Annotated in this window: 16 protein-coding genes and 1 pseudogene; 3 read left to right on the forward strand and 14 right to left on the reverse strand. The window is 58.9% G+C overall.

The window, feature by feature from the left end; genetic code table 11:
* Positions 1-102 precede the first annotated feature (102 nt).
* The 9 genes from rlmD to B7E11_RS13695 all read right to left on the reverse strand — a co-directional run bounded on the left by rlmD (position 103) and on the right by B7E11_RS13695 (position 12,464).
* Complete coding sequence (gene rlmD, locus B7E11_RS13655) at positions 103-1,902, reverse strand: 23S rRNA (uracil(1939)-C(5))-methyltransferase RlmD (protein WP_245809714.1); 1,800 nt, start codon at positions 1,900-1,902, stop codon at positions 103-105.
* Between the two features lie 204 nt (positions 1,903-2,106).
* Positions 2,107-3,024 (reverse strand): diacylglycerol kinase, encoded by a 918-nt coding sequence (locus B7E11_RS13660; RefSeq protein ID WP_080835196.1) that lies wholly within the window; start codon positions 3,022-3,024, stop codon positions 2,107-2,109.
* Between the two features lie 42 nt (positions 3,025-3,066).
* Complete coding sequence (locus B7E11_RS13665) at positions 3,067-3,912, reverse strand: sirohydrochlorin chelatase (protein WP_080835199.1); 846 nt, start codon at positions 3,910-3,912, stop codon at positions 3,067-3,069.
* A gap of 171 nt (positions 3,913-4,083) precedes the next feature.
* Complete coding sequence (locus B7E11_RS13670; RefSeq protein ID WP_080835611.1) at positions 4,084-4,926, reverse strand: Rpn family recombination-promoting nuclease/putative transposase; 843 nt, start codon at positions 4,924-4,926, stop codon at positions 4,084-4,086.
* 192 nt (positions 4,927-5,118) lie between these two features.
* Positions 5,119-6,726, reverse strand: coding sequence for an ABC transporter substrate-binding protein (locus tag B7E11_RS13675; RefSeq protein ID WP_080835203.1), 1,608 nt, complete (start codon positions 6,724-6,726; stop codon positions 5,119-5,121).
* A 116-nt stretch (positions 6,727-6,842) separates the two neighbouring features.
* Positions 6,843-7,778, reverse strand: coding sequence for a carbohydrate ABC transporter permease (locus B7E11_RS13680; protein WP_080835206.1), 936 nt, complete (start codon positions 7,776-7,778; stop codon positions 6,843-6,845).
* A 20-nt stretch (positions 7,779-7,798) separates the two neighbouring features.
* Positions 7,799-8,791, reverse strand: coding sequence for an ABC transporter permease (locus B7E11_RS13685; RefSeq protein ID WP_080835209.1), 993 nt, complete (start codon positions 8,789-8,791; stop codon positions 7,799-7,801).
* 123 nt (positions 8,792-8,914) lie between these two features.
* Complete coding sequence (locus B7E11_RS13690; RefSeq protein WP_080835211.1) at positions 8,915-10,636, reverse strand: response regulator; 1,722 nt, start codon at positions 10,634-10,636, stop codon at positions 8,915-8,917.
* Complete coding sequence (locus B7E11_RS13695; RefSeq protein WP_080835214.1) at positions 10,614-12,464, reverse strand: sensor histidine kinase; 1,851 nt, start codon at positions 12,462-12,464, stop codon at positions 10,614-10,616. Before B7E11_RS13695 ends, B7E11_RS13690 begins: the two co-directional genes overlap by 23 nt.
* Before the next feature lie 396 nt (positions 12,465-12,860).
* Here B7E11_RS13695 and B7E11_RS13700 point away from each other — a divergent pair, with 396 nt between their 5' ends.
* Complete coding sequence (locus tag B7E11_RS13700; RefSeq protein WP_080835216.1) at positions 12,861-13,118, forward strand: hypothetical protein; 258 nt, start codon at positions 12,861-12,863, stop codon at positions 13,116-13,118.
* Between the two features lie 151 nt (positions 13,119-13,269).
* On the opposite strand, the gene B7E11_RS13705 is transcribed toward B7E11_RS13700, so the two are convergent.
* Positions 13,270-13,986: a helix-turn-helix domain-containing protein gene (locus tag B7E11_RS13705; RefSeq protein ID WP_139787181.1), complete on the reverse strand. Its 717-nt coding sequence runs from the start codon at positions 13,984-13,986 to the stop codon at positions 13,270-13,272.
* Between the two features lie 274 nt (positions 13,987-14,260).
* Here B7E11_RS13705 and B7E11_RS13710 point away from each other — a divergent pair, with 274 nt between their 5' ends.
* Entirely contained in the window at positions 14,261-15,460 is a 1,200-nt protein-coding gene (locus B7E11_RS13710) for an ISAzo13 family transposase (RefSeq protein WP_080835221.1), read from the forward strand.
* A gap of 478 nt (positions 15,461-15,938) precedes the next feature.
* On the opposite strand, the pseudogene B7E11_RS13715 reads toward B7E11_RS13710, so the two are convergent.
* A pseudogene (locus tag B7E11_RS13715) lies at positions 15,939-16,226 on the reverse strand (YerC/YecD family TrpR-related protein); the annotation flags it as partial.
* 230 nt (positions 16,227-16,456) lie between these two features.
* The gene (locus B7E11_RS28985) at positions 16,457-16,819 is read right to left on the reverse strand and encodes a VOC family protein (protein WP_139787182.1); all 363 of its coding nucleotides are present in this window, start codon (positions 16,817-16,819) and stop codon (positions 16,457-16,459) included.
* Here B7E11_RS28985 and B7E11_RS13725 point away from each other — a divergent pair, their 5' ends adjacent.
* Positions 16,820-17,356, forward strand: a complete 537-nt coding sequence (locus B7E11_RS13725; protein ID WP_080835229.1) for a hypothetical protein — start codon at positions 16,820-16,822, stop codon at positions 17,354-17,356.
* A gap of 423 nt (positions 17,357-17,779) precedes the next feature.
* Here B7E11_RS13725 and B7E11_RS13730 read toward each other — a convergent pair whose 3' ends face one another.
* Both B7E11_RS13730 and B7E11_RS13735 read right to left on the reverse strand, forming a co-directional pair.
* The gene (locus tag B7E11_RS13730) at positions 17,780-18,724 is read right to left on the reverse strand and encodes a DUF1861 family protein (protein ID WP_080835233.1); all 945 of its coding nucleotides are present in this window, start codon (positions 18,722-18,724) and stop codon (positions 17,780-17,782) included.
* Positions 18,725-18,880: 156 nt separating this feature from the next.
* The gene (locus B7E11_RS13735) at positions 18,881-19,879 is read right to left on the reverse strand and encodes an inorganic phosphate transporter (protein WP_080835236.1); all 999 of its coding nucleotides are present in this window, start codon (positions 19,877-19,879) and stop codon (positions 18,881-18,883) included.
* Positions 19,880-19,902 lie beyond the last annotated feature (23 nt).

Here is a 19,902-nt window from a genome sequence, read left to right on the forward strand (position 1 = left end):
TTCAGAAAAAAGAGGTTTACGGCAATTTTACGGCAACCCTCTAAAAATGACTCTGTTACATCTTTTCAAAAGAGCCTGTACTATCTCTCAAACCCTTATATATTAAGGCATCTCGACCCCTGTACCACTCCACACCAGTAACGAGACGACTTCCGTATGCACCGTATGCGGAAACATATCCACCGGCTGCACCTCGACCGTCCGGTAGCCCCCGTCCTCCAGCACCCTCAAGTCGCGCGCGAGGGTGCTCGGATTGCACGACACGTACACGACCCGCTCCGGGCGGAGCTGCAAAATCGTGTCGAGAAGCGCAGGATCGCAGCCTTTGCGCGGAGGGTCGACGACGATGACGTCCGGGGCGATGCCTTCGGCCTGCCAGCGCGGGAGCACGACTTCGGCGGCGCCGACGGCGAAGTCGACGTTCGCGATGCCGTTAAGCGAAGCGTTGCGCCGGGCGTCCTCGATCGCTTCCGGGACGATCTCGACCCCATAGACGCGGCGGGCATGCCGAGCGAGAAAAAGCGTAATCGTCCCGATGCCGCAGTAGGCGTCGACGACGGTTTCCTCGCCGGTCAGCTTGGCGTATTCGACGGCGGTTCGGTACAGCTTTTCCGTTTGCAGCGGATTGACCTGGAAAAAAGAACGCGCGGAAATCGCGAACTCGATGTCGCCGATCCGGTCGTAAATGACCTCTTCTCCCCACAGCACGACCGTTTCTTCCCCGAAAACAAGGGAACTCCGCTCCGTGTTGACGTTTTGGCAAATGCTCGTCACGCCCGGGACCTGCTCGCGAACGAGCCCCACGAACTCGTCCTTGTGCGGAAGATCCCGGCCGTTCGTGATCAGGACGACCATCCGCTGCCCTGTCGCCTCCGCGTGGCGGACGACGACATGGCGCAGCAGCCCGCGCCCGGTTTCGCGGTCGTAGGCGCGGTAGCCGAGCGAACGGGCGATTTCCTTCACCCGGCGAACGGTGTCTTCGTTCGGCTCCTGCTGGATCAGGCACACGTCCATGTCGACGACCTGATGGCTTCCCTGCTCGTAAAAGCCCCCGATCAGCCCGCCCTCATGGCTTCCGATCGGCACCTGCGCCTTGTTGCGGTAGCGCCAGGGGTCGGGCATGCCAAGCACGGGATGCACGACGATCGGCGGGCGGCCGGAAGGATGCGGAGCGGCAGCATTTGCAGCCGGTTGCGCATTCGGCGAACCCGAGCCGTCTCTGTGTCCGGCCCCGCCTTCGCCGGCGGCCGCCGAACCCGCGCCGCTCCGCGTTGCGTCGGCGCCAACCCCGCCGCGGGCGGCATCCTCCCCACCGCCCGCCTCCAGCGGCGCGACCGGCAGCTTGCCGATGCGCGCCAAATTGTCCGCGACGTGCTGCCGCTTCCAGCGCAGCTGCGCCGCGTAGTCCCAATGCTGCAGCTGGCAGCCGCCGCATGCCTCAAAAATCGCGCACGGAGCGCCGACCCGATCGGCGCTCGGCGCGGCCAGCGCGGTCATCCGCGCGCGGCCGAACGATTTGCCGACGCTGACGACGTCGGCCTTCACCCGGTCGCCGGGCAGCGCTCCCCGAACAAAAAGGGTGTAGCCCTCCACGCGGACTACCCCTTCTCCCTCGTGCGTCAAGCCGACGACCTCGGCTTCGATCGCTTGCCCGACACTCACCGGCACGCCGCCATTCCTCGCCTTGTTCGGCGGCTTCGCGTCTGCCGGCACGCCGCCATTCCTCGCCTTGTTCGACGGCTTCGCATCCGTCGGCACGCCGCCATTCTTCGCCTTGCCGGACGGCTTCGCGCCCCCCGGCATGCCGGCTCCCCCGACCTTGTCGGGCTTTTTAACTTCCGCCGGCCGGCCGGCCGGACGCGGCTGCGGGCGCCCCGCCCGCTTTTTGTTCGACTGGCGCATGGTCTGATTACGCTCCGTTCCTTTAGCCCTTTTCGTCAAAAAAACTCTTGCCTATGTACCCGCCCGAAAGTCCCCCAGGAACCATTATTCCCGCAACCCCCGCTGCAACAACCCTCGCCGCCGCACCAAAGGCGGCGTACGACCGCCATCGCGCCGCGTCCCTGAATCCCGAGAAGCGCGGGCGCCTTGCCCTTTTTGCCCTTGTTACCCCTGTTCCGCCGTTTCCGTTCTTTCGTTCGCCAGCAGCGTCAAATGGGACGGCAGCAGCGTGAACGAGCAGGGCAGCTCGCCGCCGAGTTCGCCGTCGAGGTTGAGCTGGACGCGGTCCTCCGACTCCACCTGGATGTTGCTCGTTTGAAAATGAACGATGTGCGAATCCGAAATATGCTCCCCCCGCACGGCCAGCGTGGCGATGCGAATCATCTCCGCGAGGTTGCATTTTTTCATCACGATCACGTCGAAAAGCCCGTCGTCCGTCGCCGCCTGGGGCGCCAGCTTGTCGAACCCCGCCACCGTGTGGCTGTTCGCGATCAAAAAAAGCATAAAATCGCCTTCCATATCCTCGACGCCCTCGGCCTTGATCCGAAGCCGCGTCGGGCGGAACCGGGTCACGCTCTCGAAGCCCTTGATATAGTAAGCCATATGGCCGATCATCGTTTTCAGCTTGCTGGGCACCTCGTACGAAATTTCCGTCAAAAAGCCCCCGCCCGCGATATTGATAAAATAATTCCCGTCCGCCAGGCCGATATCGACCGGACGCGTATGTCCCTGCACGATGATGTCGACGGCGTCCTCCCAGCGCTTCGGAATTTGATGCGACCGGGCGAAATCGTTGCTCGTCCCCATCGGCAAAATGCCGAGCGGGGGCCTTTTGTCGTGGCGGCACAAGCCGTTCACCACTTCGTTCAGCGTGCCGTCCCCGCCGGCCGAGATGACGATATCGAAGCCGCGCTCCACCGCTTCCGAAGCGGCTTCCGTGGCGTCCCCCCGGTTCTCCGTCGCGTGGCACGACGTCTCGATTCCGCCCTGCTCCAGCCGCTGCAAAATAAAAGGAAGCCGGCGCCTCATTTCCTCCCTGCCGGATGTCGGGTTGTAGATTAACCGGGCTCTTTTATACGTCAACTTGCTCCCCCTCTTTGCGTCCGCCTCTTGATTGGTTCCATTTTATCCTCTATTTGCTTCCAGCCCGTCGAGCCATTCCATCGCCTGCCGCACGATCCAGTCCGTAATGCGCGGATGCGGGATAATCGATCCCGGAACGTAACGGCAATCGAGCCCCGCCAGTCTCGCGGGAATGACCTGCGCCGTAAAATACCCCTCGCTCACGAAAGCCGGAACCGCCACGACCCGCGCCCCCGGCCGCCGCTCGCGCAACCGCCCGACCTGCTCGGCCGCCTGATCCGGCCGCAGCATCGCCGCCGCGGCATCGGCAAAGCCGACGCGCTCCGCAATCCGCACGGCCAGCCCGCTCAAATCCCGCTCCCACGCCTCGCGGAACCACGGCTCCTCGCTGCCGTGGCCGATCAGGAGCAGGCTCTCCTCCGCCGGGCTCTCCGAGACGCGCGCCGCCAAATCCGCCAGCGCCTCGGCCACCTCCGCGTCGTTCGCGAGCGGCCTCCCGTACGTTAGCTTCGCGCCGACCCGCATGCGCTCCAGATCCGTCTCTCTTCGCGGCTCCGGATAAGCGCCGAGCGCCCAGCCGATCTCGTCGACATGCGTGCTCCCGGACGACAGAAAAAGCGGCACGGCCAGCACATGCGTCGCGCCCGCTTCCTCCAGCCGGTCGACCCCGTCCTGGATCAGCCGCCCCTCGACCAGCTCCAGGTACGCGCCGACGACCTCGACGGCTTCGGGCTTCTCCCTCGTACCTTCCCCGTTCAACGCTGCCGCTCCGGCCCCCGCCAGCCGCCGCTGCAAGACGCTCCGCGCTTCCTCGACCGTCCGATCCACGCGTTCGACCCATTCCTTCTCGCGGGAACCGTGGCTGATGACCAATATTCCGGGCTTCACGGGCGCGCACCTCTTTCCGGTAACTCTTCGCCGGTCATTTTGCAAACCTTCCTATTCATGCTATCGAAACGTTAACTCAATGTCAACGAACGGCAGCCGGGTTACCCGTTGCAAAAAAATAAGACCGGAGCAGAAGCCCCGAATCTTACTATCGAGCAATTAAATTGGTCTTTAATGGATCTGCTTGCTCAGCGCTTCGATCTCTATTTCGGACAGTCCGGTTACTTTGGAAATGAGCGAAACGGACAAGCCTTCATGAAGCATCTTCTTGGCCACTTCCGCCTTCTCTTCCGCTCTTCCCCGTGATTGAGCATAATCCAGTGCGGACTGCTCATCGAGAAGCGCCTTTTTTCGCATTTCGTAAAGCATTCGCGTTTCCTTGTTCTGGCTTAAAAATTCCAGCGTTGTCATCGCTTTTTTCAAACCCGGCGTATCCATCGCCAATTCCTCCCATCGATCTTTAGGCGCACCGTTAATGAAAAGCAGCCAATTCACCAACCGATCATCCATCTTGTGCGGTGTAAGCCTTAGCTTCGACAATTCCATGAAATGAATTTCGATATCGTCCAGCAACAACTCGCCGGTATGGTCTTCCCGCAGGTGATAGATATTATGAAACCGTTCATTAGGAATCTGGTTATAGGTCAAGATATTAATGGAAATAACCTTCTTTAAACTTTTATAAAACTGCCCTTCCGCAAGCTGCTCCTCATACATCTTTGCCGAATAGTACAAACTGCGCTTCGGCATATCGTATTTATTGGTGACCTGGATTTCCAGATTTACTTGCTTGCCGTCTTCATTCTGAGCGCGGACATCCAAAATAGCTTGCTTGTCGGTTAGAGCATTTTTGTCCATTTGCGGATTTAGCAACACAAGGCTGACAAACGGCTTCGGTTCGGTTTCTCGCAACGCTTCATTCAGAAAGTTGAGCAGAACGTCGTCTTTATTCTCTTCGCTTCCGAAGATTTGTTTGAATACAAAATCTACAGTCGGCTCCAACAGTTCGGTCATCATCTCAACCCCATGGCTTCACGATTTACGAACGAACTTTCCTATTTCCATTATACCACAACAAGAACGGATCATAGACCGGGGTGAATACCATCCAATTTTCCGTCGACATCATCCGGGGCTTGGATTTCATACCTGAACAGAAAAACCGCCGGGCCAAAATCGCCCGGCGGCTCCAACCCAATCTATCCCTTAATTCCCCGCAAGAAACGCGTCCAGCTGCGTCTGCTTCTCGGCGATGACCTTGTCGAGGCCGTTCGCCTTCAGCTTGTTGTAGTACTCCTCCGCCTTCGACGGGTCGATCGAGCCGGTGTCGAGGCCCGGGTCGTACTGCTTGCGGGTGTTGTTCATCGCGGACACCTGCGATTTGACCGGCTCGGCGTTGAACGTGAAGCCGAGGCCCGGCGAGTTGTGCGCGTCCGTGTTGAACTGCTTGAACTGCTCCCATTTGTCCGGCGCTTCCGTGTTCCAGACGTAGTTCAGGAACTGGCTGCCGAGCATCCACGCCGCGCCGATGCTGTAGTTCGCCGTATTGTCCGTCGGCGTGATGATTTCGCCGCTGCGAGAGTAGTGGTCGCCTTCGATGCCGAAGTTGATCAGGTTGTTCAGGTACTTGTCGGAGTGCAGCAGGTTGATCAGCATCATCGCGCGGGCCGGATCGCCGGACGTCGAGGAGATGCCGAGCATCGAGCCGGCCGTGTCGCTGGTGGCGACCGTCCGCTCCGTCATTGCGACTTGGCCGAGCTTGCCCGCCAGGCCGGTGGCGTTCGCCAGCTCCGCGTCCTTGCCCGGCTTGAGCGGGGAGACGACCATGAAGACGTCGCCTTTTTTCATTGCGTCGTTTACGCCGAGCTGCGTCGTGGCCGCGTCGCTGTTGATGTACCCTTTTTTGAAAAAGTCGCGGGTAATGTTCAGCGTTTCCATATAGCGCGGATGCTCGTAGCGGGCCATGACCTTCGTTTCCGTTCCGTCCTTCAGGATGACTCCGTCGATCGTCGAATCGCCCAAATAATCGTACTTGGCAAAATAGTGCGCGTTGAAGTTCTCGCCGTCGCGCATGAAAATCGGGATCATGTCGGGCTTCTTCTCTTTGACGGTCGCGAGAATCGGTTCGAGGTCGGCGATCGTTTTGACCGCCTGGATTTGCTCGGTCAGGCCGAGCTCTTCGGCGATATCGGTCCGGTACACGATGCCGCCCTGCTCCGCCAGCTCCTTGTTCGCCGGCACGCCGTAATTGAAGCCGTCGATTTTCGCGCCTTTGAGGAACGCTTCCGGCAGCGACGACAAAATATCCTGTCCGTACTGCTCGAGCAGATTGCCGTGCTTGCCGTTCGGATCGTTCAGCAGCAGGAAGGCGCCCTTGGCGACGTTGGCCGAGTGGCCGTTCCACTGCGCGGTGAAAATAATGTCCATCGGATCGCGGCTTGCGATCGCCATGTTCATTTTATTGTCCCATTGGCCCCAGTCGATGAAGTTGATGTCCAGCGTCGCGTTGATTTTTTCCTTCAAATGCTTGTTGATTTCCGCCTCTACCTTCTGCTCGTCCTTGGGCGGCGTGCCGGGCAGGAACAGCGTCAGCTCGTACTCCTTCAGGTCGGACGCGGCATCGCTGGGCGCCGCCGAAGCGCTTTCGGACGGGCTTGCGGACGGAGATGCGCTTCCCGAAGGGCTTGCGGACGGCGAGCTGTTGCTGCCGTTTCCGTTGTTTCCGCCGCATGCCGCCAGCACGGCGACGAGCGCGACCATCAGCGCCGTCAGCATCAAAAATGACTTGCGCGGCTTTCTGCTCTTGTTGAGCATCGGTATTGCCTCCCTTTTTTAAATGGATAATCTATGCCTAACCGGCCGGTAACCGGTTGAAGCCGATCGGATCGTCTTGCCGCAGCCGACTGTGCCATTTGCCCGTTCGGATCTTTTTACCCTTTCACCGCTCCTACGGTCAGCCCCTGGATGAAATAGCGCTGGAAGAACGGATAGATGAAGATGATCGGGCCGATGCCCACGACGGCCATCGCCATCCGCGCCGTTTCGCTCGGCATCCGGAAATTCGGGTTCGCCTGCATGATGGCCGAGTAGGCCTGCGCGTTGGAGCTTAAATATTGAATGTCCAGCAAGGTCCGGTACATGCGGAACTGGATGCTCATCGGACCGTCGGACGAAATGAACAAGAGGCTCAGAAACCAGTCGTTCCAGTAGTTGAGCGTGCACAGCAGGCCGACCGAGGCGAGCACCGGAAGCGACAAGGGAATGATGATTTGCACGAACGTCCGGAACTCGCCGGCCCCGTCGATTTTGGCCGATTCGACCAGCGCCGGAGGGATCGAATTCGTGAAAAACGTCCGGATCAGGATGACGAAAAATCCTTGCACGAACAGCGGAATCATCAGCACCGCGAGCGTATCCTGCAGCTGCAGCCCCTGCTTGTAGACGAGATAGAACGGAACGAGCCCGCTGTTGAACAAAATCGTGAAAAACATGATGAACGAAAAAATGTTGCGATGCTTGAAGTCCCGCCGCGATATCGGGTACGCGTACATCGTCATGATCGTAAGCGCGACGACCGTGCCGACGACCGTGACGATGATCGAAACGCCGTACGATTCGGCGATCGCCCACCAGTCGCTCAGCAAAAAGTCGTAAGCGGCGAGGCTGAACTGCTCCGGCCACAGCTTGTAGCCGTTGACGGTCACCGCCCGCTCGTCCGAAAAGGACACGGCGACGACGAGCAGCAGCGGCAAAATGCACAGCGCCGTGTAGAACAGGAAGAACAGATTGATGACGATATTGGAGCCGCGCGAAATTTCGTTCGGGCGGAGCTTTTTCGTACGGGTTGCGGTTGCGGCCGTAGCCATGGGATTCCCTCCTTCGGTGGTCAGAACAGAGCGTCGTCTTTGCTGATGCGCCTAACGATCAGGTTGGATGCCAGCACAAGCACGAAGCCGACGACGGCCTGGTACATCCCTGCGGCCGAGGACATGCCGATATCCCCCGTAACGAGAAAGCCTTGGTACACGTAGGTGTCGATGACGAGCGTTTTGTCGTAGAGCGCTCCGGCGTTGCGCGTCACCTGGAAGAACAAGCCGAAGTCCGCGTAAAAAATCCGCCCGATCTGCAGCAGCGTCATCGTGATGATGACCGGCTTGATCAAGGGCAGCGTAATGCTCCAGATTTGCCGGGCTTTGCTGGCGCCGTCCATATGCGCCGCCTCGTAATACTCGTTGTCGATGCCGACGATGGCGGCAAGGTAAATGACCGCGTAGTAGCCGATGCCCTTCCACGTGTTGACGAGCGGCAGCACGACCGGCCACCATTTCGGATCGGAGTACCAGTCGACCGCCTCCGCGCCGAACCACGGAAGCACGACCCGGTTGACGATCCCGATTTCCGGGTTCAGAAACGCATACACGAGATACGCGAGAATGATCCAGGACAGAAAATAAGGCAGGAACATCGCCGTCTGATACGCCTTCGCCGCCCGGCGGTTGCGCATCGCGTTGAACATGAGCGCAAGCCCCACGCCGATCACGAGGTTCAGGAAAATGAAAACCGCGTTGTACGCGAGCGTGTTCCGGGTAATGATCCAGGCGTCCGTCGTATTGAACAGGTATTCGAAATTTTGAAAGCCGACCCACGGGCTCTCCAGAAAGTTGGTGAAAAAGCTCGGCGACGAGTACGACATGTTTTTGAACGCGATCAGCCCGCCGATCATCGGCAAATAGTTGTTGACGAGCAGCACGATCAGCGCGGGGGCCATCATGAAATAGAAAACCCCGTATTTTTTCCAGTAGCTTTGGTTCAGCGGCTTCTCCGCCCGGCCTGTCTTTCGCCGGGGAACGGTCGCTTGCGCGGCTTGCGCCATCTCCATCACAATCCTTCGTCAGACGTTTTGCGTGACTTCATTGTAACGGGACGCCTTCGCCGCCATCTATCTACTGGGGTGACCGACATAGCACTTTGGTGACATTTGGGAAAAATGGATCGGACTCGCTCACCGCACCGTCTGGTGCTTTTTGCGGTACTCCTGCGGCGTCACGCCGCACGTCTTTTTGAACAGCTTGGCAAAATACGAAAAATGGCCGTACCCGAGCCCTTCCGCGATGTTGCTGATTTTGTCGTTCGTCTCCGTCAGCAGCCGCTTCGCCCGTTCCATCTTCATCTGCACGATGTAATCGGTCAGCGACATGCCCGTTTCCTTGCGGAACATCCGCGACAAATAGGCGGGATTGCGGTACACCGACTGCGCGATGTCGTCGCGGCTCAAATCCCGGTCGAGATGCTCCTGGATGAACGCCTGGATTTTGGCGATGACCGCGGACGGGTCGCGCTGCCTCTCCTGGAAGACGAGCCCCGCCTTCCGGATCAGCTTCCCCGCCCAGCCCTGCATCAGTTCCGGCGTCCGGATCGCCAGCCCCTCGCCCAGCTCCTGCGAAGTCGCGATGTCGGAAACCGGCACCCCCTTGCGCGAGGCGGACTGGTACAGCATATGGACGAACCCGTAATAAAACAGCTCCAGATGCTCCCGGCTCGCCCCTTCGCTCCGGTAGCGGGCCATCGCCTGCTCGATGCCGAGCGCGAGCGCCTCGGTCTCCCCTCCGTCCAGCAGCACGCCCCACTCCGTGAACGAAGGCGCGGGGGGCACCCCGCCCCCGCGCCTTCGTTCACGGAGTGGGGCGTGCTGCCAATTTTTCGGCCTGTCCCGTGGCCTCGGAGTTTTGTATAAGAACCGGCCGCGACCGGGGCGGCGGCGGCCCCCCCCGATCGCGGCGGCGCCCGCCTCCGCCTCGTTCGCGTCGATGACGCTTTGCGGCGCCGCCACGTTGGCCCGCTCCAGCTGCGTCAACCGCTCCAGCGCCGCGGGCAATCCGGCGACCGCCTCCGCGTCGCCGACATAACACGACACCCTGCAGTGAAAATACTGCCTGCAAGCCGCCACATACTGCGCGCACCGCCCCAGCAGCGCCTTGCGGTCCAAAGCCCCGCCGCCCGCATACGCCAGCGCGACGTTCAAATCGCGGTCCTGCAGCACGACGCCCGGCCCGCCTTCCAGCACGATCTCCTCGGCCGCCTTGCGCACCGCGTATTCCATGATGCTCTCGTCGCGCTCGCCCAGCTCCGCGTCCCAGCCTTCGATGCTGAGCAGCACCGGCAGCACGCGCCCTCCCTTGCCGAGCGGAATATCGTACCGCGCGAACTCGCGCTCCAGCCGGCTTTCGGACAGCGCGAACCGGCCCGCCAGCACCTCCTGCCAGAACCGCTCGATCAGAATCGGCAGCTGCTGCGCCCACTGCCGGCGGTACTGATCGAGCATATGCTCGAACGCGAGCTGCTCCTTGCGCCGCTCGATCTCCCGCACCGCCCGGCGGACGATGTCCTTCAGCGCGTCGTGGTCGACCGGCTTCAGCAAATAATCGAAGCAGCCGTAATGCAGCGCTTCCTGCGCGTATTCGAACCGGGCATGTCCGGTCAGAAAAATCGTCAGCGTCTCCGGCGACAGCTCCTTGAGCCGGCGCAGCAGCTCGATTCCGTTCGCCTCTGGCATTTCGATGTCGGAGATGACCAGGTCCACGCGGCCGTTCCGCGCGTGCTCGAGCGCTTCCGACACGCTTTCCGCTTCGAGCACGCTCGCAAACGGCAGATCCGACCAGTCGATGCCTTGCGTAATCCCCTTCAGGGCGTAAATTTCGTCGTCAACGACCAACAACGTCAGCATACGTTTCCTCCTTCGACCCTTGCGCGCCTTCCTTTAATCCCGGCTCCGGCTCCTCGCCGCCCGGCGTCTGGCTCCGTCCCAGCGGCAGGCGGATTTCCACGACCGCCCCGCCCCCGTCCGCGTTGCGAAACGCGATGCCCCCGTCGCCCTCGTACAGCATGTTGAAACGGCGCAAAATGTTCCAGATCCCCAAATGCTGCTCCCCGTCTCCGTCCATATACGTGCCCCGTTCCAGCTCGCCCAGCATCCCCTCCGGGAAGCCCGGCCCGTTGTCCTCCACCCGGAGCAGCACGTACCGCTGCGGCTCGGCCGGATCTTCTTCCGTGACGATGCGGATGCGGAACATCGTGCCGTCCTGGCGGCGCTTGTTGAACCCGTGGATGACCGAGTTTTCCACGAACGGCTGCACCATCAGCGGCGACAGGCGGCAGGCGAGGTGGGCGGGCGCGATATCGAACTCGTAATCCAGCTTGTTCACATAGCGCAGCTTCTGGATTTCCAGGTAGTGTCCGATATGCTTGATTTCCTCCTCCAGGCGGACGAGACTCCGGTGGCTTTGCATGAGGAACCGGAAATAATCCGCCAGGTGAAGCGACAGCTTTTGCACCGTTTTGAAGTCCTTGAGGGCGGCGAGGTTGTAAATGATGTTCAGGCTGTTCATGTAAAAATGCGGGTTGATCTGCACCTGCAAATGCTTGTATTCCGCGCGCTGGACGCGAAGCTGCTCCTCGTACACGTCGATTTTCAGCTTTTCGATCTGCTCCGCCATCTGGTTGAACGTTCCCGACATGAACGCGAACTCCGTATTGGCGTTGCGGCCGGCCGGCAGCCGGACGTCGAAGCGCCCCTGTCCCAGCTTCCGCATGCCGCGAAGCAGCTCGACGAGGGGCTTGAAAATGATCCGCTGCAAAAACACGAGGTAAAACGTCAGCAGCAGCGCAACCATGAGCGGAATCCAGTAGTACAACATCTTTTGGAAAAAGGGGAGGTTTTGCAAAATATACGATTCCTTCATCACGATGACGTAGTTCACGTCCGCGAAAGCCGACGGCTTGGACAGCGCCAAATACGACTCGCCTCCGTACTCGACGTTCCCGTAGGTGCCCGACCGGCTCGCCATTTCCTTCCGAAACTCCGCGTCCGCGAGCAGCGGAAACGCGTTTTCGGCCAGCAGGCGGCCTTCCCCGTCGAGCAGAAACGCCCCGCCTTCCGGGCCGACGTCGAAGCCTTCCAGCACCCGCAGCAAATTGCCGGTTTGCACGATAACCCCGGAGTACACGTCCAGCCCGAGCTCGTGCGTGTGCAGCAAATAATTGGCGCGGGTTTCCCCCTCCACCGCGATCGTGCGCCAGCGGTTCGTCTCGGGAGCCGCCATGTCGCCGAGATTTTCCCGGGACCACTTGACGAGGGCGTCCTGCTTTTCCCGGTAATTCGTGTTGTCGCTGGTCACGAAAAACAGGTCCTCGTTGTTTTTGATGTACAGGAAAATCGTGTCCATGTTGTAGTAAATCCCGCTGGAGTCCAGGGCGAACTGGTTCATCAGGCGGATTTTGGCCATCGTGTAATCGCTGTCAAGAATGCTGAGCGTTTGCAGCAGCGGGATGTCGGAGTGACGATCCAGGCGGGTCAAATAGTAGATGTACTCCTGCAGGATGCGGTCGTTCTCGCGGACGTTCATGTCCAGCAGCTTGTTGTAGTGGGAGGAGATCTGGTTGGTGACGAGCCTCATCGCGTACACGTTGTTGTAGATGAGAAACAGGACGAGCGGCGCGATGATCGCGCAGAAGCCGAATACGATTTTGAACCGGACGGATTGCCAAAAATGCATGCGTTCCCCCCCTTGGGGCTGTCGACTTGCCTGCTCCTAGCATACACAGCGTTTTTGAATCCGGCAACAAAAAAATGGAAGCAAAAAGGAAGGTATGCGTTTTACCTTCCATATCCGCAAAACGGTAGCGCGCACCGAATGACCGGTTTCCGAAACTCTACTCTTACGCCCCATATCCAGCCTCCGCCCCGTCTCCCGGCGCTTCCGCCCGCCTCCGGCCGGTTCCTTCTTTTTCCCGCTTATCGCGATATCCCCTTCGCTCAGAAGCCGCGTCCCCTCGCATCCTCCCGCGTCAACGGCGCACCGTCGCCATCGTCCGGGTGCCGGCTTCTGCGGCCGCCGACTAGAAGGACGGGCCTTTGCGCATACTGATATGCAAAAAAAGGAAGTGCGCTCATGAACGAACAAAGCGGAAAAGCAAACCGGCTGCCGGAACGGCCGGGACGGGAACAGCTTGAACAGGAACAGCTTGGACAGGAGCAGCTTGGACAGGAGCAGTTTGGACAGGAGCAGCTCGGGCATGAACAGCCTGACGGTATCCGGCCGGACCCGACCAACTACGACTATGTCTGGGGCAGCGATCAGGACCAGTACGCGAATCGGTCGCCTTCGGGGGAAGAGGATGGTCCGGAGGAAGAACGACAAAACCCGTAACCCCTCTTGATGGCGATCGCCGGGGTAATTCGGACGGTCGGCGTTTTCTGGATTCAAATCGGCTTCGGTTCGGACATGCAAGTTCTGACGTAATGGAGGGCCGGACCGGCCTCCCCCGCGCGGGGCAGGGGCCGGCCGGTCGTTTTTTACATTAATAACGTTCGATTTTCGCTCCGTCACTTCGTTTGCGAGGTTGAAGAGAGGCGGCCGGAACATATCGCATCGTGCGCCCCTTCGCAGAACGTATGGGGGTAAGCAAGCCTTTGTCTGCAAGTGAACGAAGATTCGAGAGGGCCGTTTTTCGATCGATCGCGAGTTTTTTCGCCGTATCTGCAGGAGTTGGATCACCTGACAACTCCATCACCAGATGCAGAATGGCGCGTTCATAAACATTTAATTCGATAACCTGTTCTTTCGGGAGCATACCCGACCATTTGGCCAAGCCCAAAAGCAACGTTTGCTGACACTGTCTCGGCTTCTCCAAAATAAAGTCCCGGGAAAACCGCAGCAGTTTCCAGTCATCCAGCAGAATATGATTCTGTCTCTCCAAATCGTCGCCGAACTTCCATCTGCTCATCGAATGGGGGCCGAATCCGTCGGTTTCCAAAATCATATCGCTCCCTTTTGGAGGAAGATAAGCATAGTCGCAAAATCGAACCCCGTCTTTAAAATCCCGAATTTCGTATTCCGGATGCAAAAAATTCAGATTCCCTACGGCAGGCCACCATACTTTTTCTAAAAACAGCTTCTCTAAGTAACCATGATCTTCTTTGAGCCTTTTCTTGCGATCTTCCCCGCTGCTCCGTATAGCCTGCTCCATCATTTGATCGTACGCCTGTTCAAACGGATTCGATTGAGAGGCTCCCATAAACATATCCCCCCTGGAAAAGTACATAGACCGTCCATTCGGATATCCTCCGAACGAACGGCCTATGCTTTAGGTCCATCGAACTTTTGATAGTTTGATCATAAACAATTTTGCTTGCCGTTTCAATCCTTAGGGACTGTAGCGAAATAAACACCCTAATAAATTACACATAAGGCTGGAAATGAAGAAAGCGCGATGTAGCGAAATCTGGTAGACTGGTAGAAACAACGGCTTGGCAGGAGAACGGCCTCCAACCCGAAGGAGGAATCCTCTCATGCAGAATACGTTGAAGCAACGTTACGAACAATTGAGCCCCTTTCTGAATGAACGTCAGAGACGATTATTTGCGGCAACTGAAGCCCTCGCTTATGGTCGTGGAGGGATCGCATTCGTCGAACGAGAATTGGGAATCAGTCATAAAGTCATCCAAGCGGGCATTCGGGAATTGAAGAACCCGGAGCAGATCGACCCTGAACGGATTCGGAAATCGGGTGGGGGTCGGAAGCGAACGGTGGATACGGATCCGACGCTGCTGAGCGATCTGGAGAAGTTGATTGATCCCGCTACCCGAGGTGAACCCGACTCGCCTCTGCGCTGGACGAACAAGAGTACGCGTAAACTCGCTGCCGCCTTGAATGAAATGGGGCACAAGACCGACAACAAGATGGTAGCCACGCTATTACACGAGCTCGGCTACAGTCTGCAGGCCAATCGAAAAACAGAAGAAGGCGGTCGTCATGAAGACCGTGATGCGCAATTTCAGCATATTCACGATCAGGTGCAGGCCTTCCAAAACGAAGGAGAGCCGGTGATCTCCGTGGATACCAAGAAAAAAGAGTTGGTCGGCGACTTCAAAAACGGCGGTGTCGAATGGCAACCCAAAGGCAGCCCGGAGAAGGTACGCGTTCATGATTTTCAAATCCCCGAGCTCGGAAAAGTCAATCCATACGGCGTCTATGATCTCAGCGCGAATGCCGGATGGGTGAGCGTAGGCACGGATCACGATACGGCAGCTTTTGCGGTAGAAAGCATCCGCCGTTGGTGGACGGCGATGGGTCAAGCTACCTATCCAAACGCCACGAAGCTCCTGATCACAGCGGATGGAGGCGGAAGCAACGGCTCTCGTGTACGGCTGTGGAAGACGGAGTTGCAGACGTTGTCGGACGAAACGGGGTTGTCCCTATCGGTCTGCCACTTTCCACCGGGGACGAGCAAATGGAACAAGATTGAGCATCGTCTGTTTTCATGCATCACCCAGAATTGGCGGGGAAAGCCGCTAACCAGCCACGAGGTCATTGTCAATCTGATTGCGTCCACGACGACAACAACCGGGCTGAAGGTACAGGCCGAGTTGGACACAACAGCGTACCCAAAAGGAATCAAAGTAACGGATGAAGAACTGGCCCAAGTAAACCTAGAAAAAAATGACTTTCATGGAGAATGGAATTACACGATTTCACCTAGAAATAGGTAGTTTAATTTGCTACAGTTCCTTAGCCGCCGTCTGCCCACCATGTAGTCCGTCCAGTCCCCTTCTTGCCCGCCAAACCCGCCGCCAACCCCCCATGTAGTCCGTCCAGTCCCCTTCTTGCCCGCCATTCCCGCCGCCAACCCACCATGTGGTCCGTCTGGTCCCCTTCTTGCCCGCCAAGCCCGCCGTCTGACCCCCATGTAGTCCGTCCAGTCCCCTTCTTGCCCGCCATTCCCGCCGCCAACCCACCATGTGGTCCGTCCAGTCCCCATTTTTGTCCCAAGAAAAATGGAAAACAATTTAAAAAGTCGAGGCTGCCGGTTCAACCCGGCAGCCTCGACCAAAACGTTAGTTTGTTAAATGCAAAACAAATCAGCCGGCACGCAGCCTCAACCTGCCCTCAACCTTAGCCCTCGGCCTTTTCCTCGGCCTTTTCCTCGGCCTTTTCCTCCGCCTTCTCCTCGTCCGCTCCGTTTCCGAACCGGCCAAGCCGTTCCAGCGTAAGCTTATAACCGTCGTTGCCGTAGTTCAGGCAGCGCTTCACCCGGGAGATCGTCGCCGTGCTGGCGCCCGTTTCGGCTTCGATTTTATTGTAAGTGTTTCCTTTACCCAGCATGCGGGCGACTTCCAGACGCTGAGATAACGATTGAATCTCGTTCACCGTACACAGATCGTCGAAAAAGATGTAGCATTCTTCCACGGTCTTAAGCGTCAGCACCGCCTCGAACAATTGGTCGATCGTCTTGTCGTTCAGTTTTTTCAATTGCATACCGAATCACCTCAATTCGCGGCATCGCTTCCCGATTTCCTTCATTCTACTTTGTTTCGAAAACTTCTTCAAGCATCACCGTATTCACGCTTCACAGAAATAAACTACATCCGCATGAAGCGACTCCGTCTTTTCGTACCGCGCGCAGCGCGCGGTGTTTCGCTCCATGACGGCGGCCGGTCGACCGCATGGCATCCGCTGACGCTCCCCTATCTCGTTTTTCTCAAGGTTCATTGCAAACAATTTAATATTTGATTCCCTCGATATCTTTCGATATCTTTAAAAAAATGGCACAGTCGTTCGGGACCGTATTCACGGAATATTTCGGGCTCGTTCAGGATGTTCGCGCCGTTTTCTTCCAAACGAATGAAAAGTCCGTCCACCTCATGGCGAGATTCCGCTTTGAATGCCAGATGCCGCATCGCTCCCGGTTTCCTTCGCTGAACGAATTTCTCCGAATCACGGGCTACCGTCCAGTCCCGGAGCCCCCTCCGCACATAACCTGTAGCATGCGTACCGATATGGAGCTTGATCCGGGGCAACGCCCGCATGCTTGAACCTACTTTTTCGTCAAAGGGTGTGACACCTGCCATATGAACAACGCCAACAGCAATCCGCCCTCCCTGCGCGGCCTGACTCCCGGTCCGGGCGGCGGAGGCCCGCCGCTCGGGGGAGTGCCTCAAGGAGCGGGAGGCGCGTTTCCCGGACTCGGCGATCCCTTCGGGGGGCCCCCGGTTCCCTTCAGCCCGGTCGAAGTCGTCAACCCCGCCGTCCAGGCCGCGGCTCCGGCCAAAGGCCTCGCCGCCTTCGCCAACCTAAACGACATCAAGGGATTGGTAGATCGTTTGGGCGGTATCGACGGCATTCTCGCCAACATGGGAAAAATCCAAAAATTCGTAGCCACCATGCAGCAAATGGCTCCGCTTATCAAACTGTTTATCGGCAAAGGCAAGGCCGGAACCGCCGGCTCGGACCTGTCGCCGGGCATCGAGTACCGCCCGCGCAAAAGATCGCGCAGGCGAACGGGGCGCCGCGGCTCCGGCAAGCGCGCATACGGAGGCTCCGGCAGGCGCTCGTACAGAAGCGCCGTGCGGCGAACGGGCGGCGGCCGGCCGCGCAAGCGCCGATAAAAAAGCGGCGCTTCGCGAAAGAGCGCCCGCAGCGAACCTCGCATGCCGCCGGATCCGGGCGTCGGCTCGGGCAGCGTTCATGCCCGCAGCGCCGGGGACGGCGCTTGCGCACGGGTCCCGCGTCCATGCCCGCAGCGCCGGGGACGGCGCTTGCGCACGGGGTCCCGCGTCCATGCCCGCAGCGCCGGGGACGGCGCTTGCGCACGGGTCCCGCGTCCATGCCCGCAGCGCCGGGGACGGCGCTTGCGCACGGGTCCCGCGTCCATGCCCGCAGCGCCGGGGACGGCGCTTGCGCACGGGTCCCGCGTCCATGCCCGCTTCAGCGCCGGGGACGGCGCTTGCGCACGGGTCCCGCAAACGCCAAATAAGCGGCAAAGCCGGAACATCCCCAGGCTTTGCCGCTTATTGGCGTTCAAAAGCGATCTATTGCTCGTACTCCAAAAAAGGATCCTCGATCACGATCCGGTGCGCTTCCGCATCGTTGACGCCGGTGTACAGCGTGGCCGTGCCGTCCTCGTGGCGATGCAGCCCGCCGCTGAACAGCACGTCCTCCAGGTCCGCCCGTTTCGCCGGGCCGTCGGGAAATATATCCCGCGAAGCGATCAGCTTGATCGGCGTATACTTGCGCGTATCCGGATGAAGGGCGAAAGTCATCGGATAATAATGCCGGATGTTTCCTTCTTCCATGCAAGCAATATGGCCCAAAACGCCGATCCATCCGTTCGCGAGCCTGTGCGTCTCGTTCGCGCCGCCCCATTCCACTTTCAGAAACTGATCCGGAAGCACCGGCGCGGTTTCCAACACCTGCTCGGTCAGCTCTTCGAGCTTTCCGATTTCGGTATACCCGATCATCGCCCGGGCATCGTCGACCGGCATCGGGCGGGTGAACACGCCGATTCGTCCGTCGCCGATCTCCGCAAGCCGGATATCCTTCATCGTCAGCGGCCCTTTGGCGAAAGGCTCCAGCTCGTTCACCCGGGGCCCGCGGTAAAAAACGGTCCGCCACGAAGTGACGTAATGCTCGTCGGAGCTGTCGAAGTACACTTCGACGCCGCCGAAAACAAGCTCCCCGCGAATAAAGGTGACGAAAGGATCCTGCAGCGCGAACACCGGGGCGTTCGGCCGCGGCTGCCACTGGCCGTGCCGCTCGACGAAAAACATCACCTGCGACCTCTCGCTGTCTCTTCTTTCGACCCGGCCCGCGATGACCCATTCTCCGTCGTCCTGGAACGGGGCCGTAATATTATACACGTCTCTGCCGCCGACGCCAGTGAAGACAAGCTTCTCTCCCCGGACGTCCGGGCGTTCTTTTTTGAACTCCTCGAACAATTCGGCGCACGATTTGGCTTGTAGTACGGATGTCTGCATGACGTACCTCCCAACTCCAAACGGTCGCCGGCGGCGGCCGATTGGCGGCAAGATCAAGACAGGCAAAAAGTTGGATTCACTACTATTGTAACCAGAATCCGCTAAAATGGTGATGGATGTTTGGCCGGAAAAGCGAGCGAAAGAACCGACGGCGGATCAATGGAACAAACTCAAAACCCAGTACACGCAAGCCGCAAGGACGCTGGCGATCGGAATCGTGACGATCCACGTCATGACGATTCGGCCGGCCGTATCCCAGCGAACGCTGCGGAAACGCTTGGCCGCGCCGACGCCCAAAATGGACGACGTAATCGCATGAGTCGTGCTGACCGGAAGATGAAGCAGCGTCGACGAAAAAATGACGGCGGCCGAGCTGAGGTCGGCGGAGAAGCCGTTGATCGGCTCGATTTTGAAAATTTTCGTCCCCATCGTCTTGATGATTTTCCAGCCGCCGAGCGACGTTCCGAGAGCCATGGCGAGCGCCGCGGAAAGCTTGACCCAGAACGGCACGTCGAGCGTCGTCTGGAAGCCTCCGACGACGAGCGCCATCGTGATGATGCCCATCGCTTTTTGCGCGTCGTTCGTGCCGTGCGTGAACGCCTGGAAGGCGGCGGTAAGAACTTGTCCCGAACGGAAAACCTTGTTGATCTGATGCGGGCTTGTCCGAGCCAGGATGCGCTTGAACAGGAACATGATCGTAAATCCGAGCGCAAACGCGATCACCGGCGAAATGACCAGGCCCAGCACGATGGAGGAAAAGCCCGAATAATTGATGCCGTTCCAGCCTTCGGAAGCGATCGCGGCGCCGGCCAGCGACCCGATCAGCGCGTGCGAGGACGAGGACGGAATGCCGAACCACCATGTGATCAAATTCCAAGCGATCGCGGCGATCAAGGTGGCCATGACGACAGTCAGCCCGTGCTCGAGCTTGAACGGGTCCGTGATCGATCCGCCGATCGTTTTCGCGACTCCGGTAAACATGAGCGCGCCGATCAAGTTCATGACGGCCGCCAGCAAAATCGCGACGCGCGGGCGCAGGGCCCGGGTGGAAACGCTGGTGGCGATCGCGTTGGCCGTGTCGTGAAACCCGTTGATGAAATCGAAAGCAAGCGCCAGTACGACGATTAGAACGACAATTATAGTTAACTGATCCATCTTGTCACGTCTCTTCTATCGCG

Source organism: Cohnella massiliensis, from assembly GCF_900169535.1.
GTDB lineage: Bacteria > Bacillota > Bacilli > Paenibacillales > Paenibacillaceae > Cohnella > Cohnella algarum.

Bases quoted from the DNA above. Each gene is read 5' to 3' on its own strand.
- rlmD (WP_245809714.1), bottom strand. From the start codon at position 1,902: ATGCGCCAGTCGAACAAAAAGCGGGCGGGGCGCCCGCAGCCGCGTCCG.
- B7E11_RS13670 (WP_080835611.1), bottom strand. From the start codon at position 4,926: ATGACCGAACTGTTGGAGCCGACTGTAGATTTTGTATTCAAACAAATC.
- B7E11_RS13675 (WP_080835203.1), bottom strand. From the start codon at position 6,726: ATGCTCAACAAGAGCAGAAAGCCGCGCAAGTCATTTTTGATGCTGACG.
- B7E11_RS13680 (WP_080835206.1), bottom strand. From the start codon at position 7,778: ATGGCTACGGCCGCAACCGCAACCCGTACGAAAAAGCTCCGCCCGAAC.
- B7E11_RS13685 (WP_080835209.1), bottom strand. From the start codon at position 8,791: ATGGAGATGGCGCAAGCCGCGCAAGCGACCGTTCCCCGGCGAAAGACA.
- B7E11_RS13690 (WP_080835211.1), bottom strand. From the start codon at position 10,636: ATGCTGACGTTGTTGGTCGTTGACGACGAAATTTACGCCCTGAAGGGG.
- B7E11_RS13695 (WP_080835214.1), bottom strand. From the start codon at position 12,464: ATGCATTTTTGGCAATCCGTCCGGTTCAAAATCGTATTCGGCTTCTGC.
- B7E11_RS13700 (WP_080835216.1), top strand. From the start codon at position 12,861: ATGAACGAACAAAGCGGAAAAGCAAACCGGCTGCCGGAACGGCCGGGA.
- B7E11_RS13705 (WP_139787181.1), bottom strand. From the start codon at position 13,986: ATGGGAGCCTCTCAATCGAATCCGTTTGAACAGGCGTACGATCAAATG.
- B7E11_RS13710 (WP_080835221.1), top strand. From the start codon at position 14,261: ATGCAGAATACGTTGAAGCAACGTTACGAACAATTGAGCCCCTTTCTG.
- B7E11_RS28985 (WP_139787182.1), bottom strand. From the start codon at position 16,819: ATGGCAGGTGTCACACCCTTTGACGAAAAAGTAGGTTCAAGCATGCGG.
- B7E11_RS13725 (WP_080835229.1), top strand. From the start codon at position 16,820: ATGAACAACGCCAACAGCAATCCGCCCTCCCTGCGCGGCCTGACTCCC.
- B7E11_RS13730 (WP_080835233.1), bottom strand. From the start codon at position 18,724: ATGCAGACATCCGTACTACAAGCCAAATCGTGCGCCGAATTGTTCGAG.
- B7E11_RS13735 (WP_080835236.1), bottom strand. From the start codon at position 19,879: ATGGATCAGTTAACTATAATTGTCGTTCTAATCGTCGTACTGGCGCTT.